The organism is Mycobacterium parascrofulaceum ATCC BAA-614 (assembly GCF_000164135.1).
In the GTDB taxonomy this organism is placed as follows: domain Bacteria; phylum Actinomycetota; class Actinomycetes; order Mycobacteriales; family Mycobacteriaceae; genus Mycobacterium; species Mycobacterium parascrofulaceum.
The window spans coordinates 205,020-209,138 of sequence record NZ_GG770560.1; the positions used below are offsets into that span (position 1 = coordinate 205,020).

Annotated in this window: 5 protein-coding genes; 3 read left to right on the forward strand and 2 right to left on the reverse strand. The window is 69.1% G+C overall.

Features of this window, described 5'->3' with window-relative positions; all coding sequences use genetic code 11:
- Nucleotides 1-3 precede the first annotated feature (3 nt).
- The gene (locus HMPREF0591_RS27215; RefSeq protein ID WP_040624228.1) at nucleotides 4-228 is read left to right on the forward strand and encodes a hypothetical protein; all 225 of its coding nucleotides are present in this window, start codon (nucleotides 4-6) and stop codon (nucleotides 226-228) included.
- Nucleotides 229-252: 24 nt separating this feature from the next.
- Here the strand turns inward: HMPREF0591_RS27215 and hisS are convergent, their stop codons facing one another.
- Nucleotides 253-1,515 carry a histidine--tRNA ligase gene (gene hisS / locus HMPREF0591_RS27220; protein WP_007171996.1) on the reverse strand — a complete coding sequence of 421 codons (1,263 nt, stop codon included), beginning with the start codon at nucleotides 1,513-1,515 and terminating at the stop codon, nucleotides 253-255.
- Nucleotides 1,512-2,183: an MBL fold metallo-hydrolase gene (locus HMPREF0591_RS27225; RefSeq protein ID WP_007171997.1), complete on the reverse strand. Its 672-nt coding sequence runs from the start codon at nucleotides 2,181-2,183 to the stop codon at nucleotides 1,512-1,514. The genes hisS and HMPREF0591_RS27225 overlap by 4 nt, the downstream gene beginning before the upstream one ends.
- A 116-nt stretch (nucleotides 2,184-2,299) precedes the next feature.
- On the opposite strand from HMPREF0591_RS27225, the gene HMPREF0591_RS27230 reads away from it, so the two are divergent.
- Together HMPREF0591_RS27230 and HMPREF0591_RS27235 are read left to right on the forward strand one after the other, a co-directional pair.
- Nucleotides 2,300-3,199: a peptidylprolyl isomerase gene (locus HMPREF0591_RS27230; protein WP_007171998.1), complete on the forward strand. Its 900-nt coding sequence runs from the start codon at nucleotides 2,300-2,302 to the stop codon at nucleotides 3,197-3,199.
- A gap of 162 nt (nucleotides 3,200-3,361) precedes the next feature.
- Nucleotides 3,362-4,119: serine/threonine-protein kinase (locus HMPREF0591_RS27235; RefSeq protein WP_157137588.1), on the forward strand; the 758-nt coding region annotated here is incomplete at its 3' end.

A 4,119-nucleotide genomic window follows, 5' to 3' on the forward strand; every position in this document is an offset into this window, starting at 1 on the left:
GGCATGCTGCACCAAGTGATCTTGGCGAGTGCGGACCCCGTCGCGGCGGGCTTTATCCTGCGCGGCATCAAGGGGATTTTCGTCGCCATCGGCAGCGTGATCGCCGCAATTGTCTGCGCGATCATCGCCATGACGAAGGGCCGCAATCCGCTCGGCTGGGGCCTTCTCGGGCTGTTCTTCTCGATCCTGACATTGATCGTCGTCATCGTCATTCCGAGCAAGAAATAGCGCGGCGGCCGTACCGCGCGCCTACTACCGGCGCAGTTGCGAAAGAACTTGGGCGGCAACGGAATCGGCGGGCACCGAAACCTGCTCACCCGTGGTGAGGTCCTTCACCCCGACCGTGCCGGCCTCGATGTCGCGGTCGCCGAGGACCAGCGCGACGCGGGCGCCGGAACGGTCGGCCGCGCGCATCGCCCCCTTGAGGCCGCGGTCGCCGTAGGCCATGTCGACCCGGGCGCCGGCGGCGCGCAGCCGCGCGGCCAGCACGGCCAGCTGCAGCTTGGCCTGTTCGCTCAGCGGCACCGCGAACACGTCGCAGCGGGCCGTCTCCCCCACGCTCTTGCCCTCGGCGCGCAACGCCAGCAGGGTGCGGTCCACGCCCAGCCCGAACCCGATGCCGGACAGGTCTTGTCCGCCGAGCTCGCGCATCAGACCGTCGTAGCGCCCGCCGCCGCCGATGCCGGACTGCGCGCCCAGGCCGTCGTGCACGAACTCGAAGGTGGTCTTGGTGTAGTAGTCCAGGCCGCGCACCATCCGCGGGTTGATCACGTAGGGCACGCCGAGCGCGTCGAGGTGGGCCAGCACCGTGTCGAAGTGCTGCTTGGCGACGTCGGACAGGTGGTCGAGCAACACCGGGGCGTCGGCCGTCATGGCCCGCACCCCGGGCCGCTTGTCGTCGAGCACCCGCAGCGGGTTGATCTCCGCGCGCCTGCGCGTCTCGTCGTCGAGGTCGAGGCCGAAGAGGAACTCCTGCAACAGTTCCCGATACTGCGGGCGGCAGCTATCGTCGCCCAGCGAGGTGATCTCCAGCCGGAACCCGTCCAGGCCCAGCGAGCGGAAGCCGGCGTCGGCGACGGCGATCACCTCGGCGTCCAGCGCCGGATCGTCGACACCGATCGCCTCGACGCCGACCTGTTGGAGCTGCCGGTAACGGCCCGCCTGCGGACGCTCGTAGCGGAAAAAGGGCCCCGCGTAGCAGAGCTTGACCGGCAGGGCGCCGCGGTCCAGGCCGTGCTCGATCACCGCGCGCACCACCCCGGCGGTGCCCTCGGGCCGCAGCGTGACGGAGCGGTCGCCGCGGTCGGCGAACGTGTACATCTCCTTGGACACCACGTCCGTGGACTCGCCGACGCCGCGGGCGAACAGGGCGGTGTCTTCGAAGATGGGCAGCTCGATGTCGCCGTAGCCGGCGCGGCGGGCGGCGCCCAGCAGCCCGTCCCGCACGGCCACGAACTGTGCCGAGTCCGGCGGGACGTAGTCGGGCACCCCCTTGGGTGCGACGAACTCGCTCACGGGCTCAGGCCCTCGATGAACGGGTTGAAACGCCGCTCGGCGCCGATGGTGGTGGCGTTGCCGTGCCCCGGCAACACCACGGTGTCGTCGTCGAGGACCAGGAGCTTGTTCACGATCGAGGTCAGCAGGTCGCGGCCGCTGCCGCCGTGCAGGTCGGTGCGGCCCACCGAGCGCTCGAACAGGGTGTCGCCGCTGAACACATAGTCCTTGTCGTCCTTGTCGGACGACACCCGGAAGACCACCGACCCGCGGGTGTGGCCCGGGGTGTGGTCGACGTTGACGGTGACGCTGCCCAGGTCGAGCTTGTCGCCGTCGCGGTCCAGCTCGACGACCTGCTTGGGCTCGCGGAAGAAGGCGCCCGCCACCAGCTGCGCCACCCGCGGGCCCAGGCCGTAGATCGGGTCTTTCAGCATGAACCGGTCCTCGGGATGGATGAAGGTCGGGCAGCCGTAGGTGTCGGACACCTTCTGCGCCGACCACATGTGGTCGATGTGCCCGTGGGTGAGCAACACCGCGGCCGGGGTCAGCCGATTTTCGTCGAGGATTCGCCGCAACGGGCCCATCACCCGCTGCCCCGGATCCACGATGACGGCGTCCGTTCCCTGCCGTTCGGCCAGCACATAGCAGTTGCACTGCAACATGCCGGCGGCAAATCCGGTGATCAACACGTTTCCCAGTTTCCCACGGGCCCCACTTGACACTGGTCGCGGCGCCCACATTAGCCTGGGCTGGCCACCGACGCCTTTTGCGGGCCCCGACCCACCGACCATGGAGGCATACGGCCGTGCCGACCAACGAACAACGACGCGCCAACGCCAAGCGCAAGCTCGAGCGGCAGCTGGAGCGCCGCGCCAAGCAGGCCAAGACTCGGCGGATCGTGTTGATCGCCGCCGGCGCGATCGTGGCCGTGGCCGTGGTCGTCGCGGTGGCGCTCGCGGTCGTCAACAACAAGCACGAGCACAAGAGCAACACCGCGGCGAGCACCACCTCGTCCGCCGCGACCGGCTCCCCGGAGTCGACGACGCCCGCCGGGCCGACGCCACCCGTTCCGCCGTTGCCGGCCTTCAAGCCGTCGGCCGACCTGGGCGCCAACTGCCAGTACCCGGCCTCGCCGGAGCCGGCCGCCAAGCCGGTGAAGCCGCCGCGCACCGGCAAGGTGCCGACGGACCCCGCTCAGGTGAGCGCCAGCATGGTGACCAATCAGGGCCGCATCGGACTGATGCTCGCGAACAACGAATCACCTTGCACGGTAAACAGTTTCGCGAGCCTGATCGGCCAGAAATACTTCGACAACACCAAATGCCACCGGTTGACCACCTCGGCGGACCTGGGCGTGTTGCAGTGCGGCGACCCCAAGGGCGACGGCACCGGCGGTCCGGGCTACCAGTTCGCCAACGAGTACCCGACCGATCAGTACCCACCGAACGACCCGAAGGCGCAACAGCCGGTGCTGTATCCGCGGGGCACGCTGGCGATGGCCAACGCCGGGCCCGGCACCAACGGCAGCCAGTTCTTCATGGTGTACAAGGACTCCCAACTGCCGCCCCAGTACACGGTCTTCGGCACCATCCAGGCCGACGGCCTGGCCACGCTGGACAAGATCGCCAAAGCCGGGGTCGCCGGCGGCGGTGAGGACGGCGCACCGGCGTCCGAGGTCACCATCACCTCGCTGCTGCTCGACTAGCAGTCGCTCGACTAGCAGTCGCTCGACTAAAGCCAAGCGGCGCAACGCCGCCGATTCGACGGGAATCGCGCGACCTACCGGCGGTCCACCGCTTAAGGTCGTTGCGTGGGGACAGAGTCTTTCGGGCACTACCAATTGCTGGACGTTCTGGGGCGCGGCGGCATGGGTCAGGTCTACCGCGCCTATGACGACGCCACCGACCGCGTCGTCGCGCTGAAGGTGCTGCCCCCGAACCTGGCCGAGGATCAGGAATTTCAGCAACGCTTCCGCCGCGAGGCGCGCATCGCCGCGAGCCTCAACGACCCCCACGTGGTGCCCATCCACGGGTACGGCGAGATCGACGGCCGGCTCTACGTCGACATGCGGCTGATCGAGGGCCGCGACCTGCTGCAGTACATCGACGAAAACGGCGGGCGCCTGTCCCCCGAGCGCGCGGTCGCGGTGATCGAACAGGTTGCCGCGGCGCTGGATAGCGCCCACCAGGTCGGGCTGATCCATCGCGACATCAAGCCGAAGAACATCTTGGTCACCAACGCGCGAGACTTCGTCTACCTGATCGACTTCGGCATCGCCCGCACCCTGGCCGACACGTCGCTCACCCAGACCGGGCACACGATGGGCACCGTCGCCTACATGGCGCCCGAGCGGTTCAGGGGCACAACGGATCACCGCGCCGACGTGTATTCGTTGGCCTGCGTGCTGCACGAGTGCCTGACCGGCAAGCGTCCCTACGCCGGCGAGAGCCTCGAGGAACAACTCAACGCGCACCTGAACACCCCGCCGCCGCGACCGTCGACGACCGCGGCCGGCGTGCCGCCCGCCCTCGACGCGGTGGTCGCCCGGGGCATGGCCAAGGACGCCGAACATCGTTACCAGTCGGCGATGGAACTCGCCGAGGCCGCGCGGGCGGCGCTGGCCGG

What these genes read in the sequence shown, in the direction of transcription:
- HMPREF0591_RS27215 (WP_040624228.1), top strand. Translation starts at nt 4, where the DNA reads ATGCTGCACCAAGTGATCTTGGCGAGTGCGGACCCCGTCGCGGCGGGC.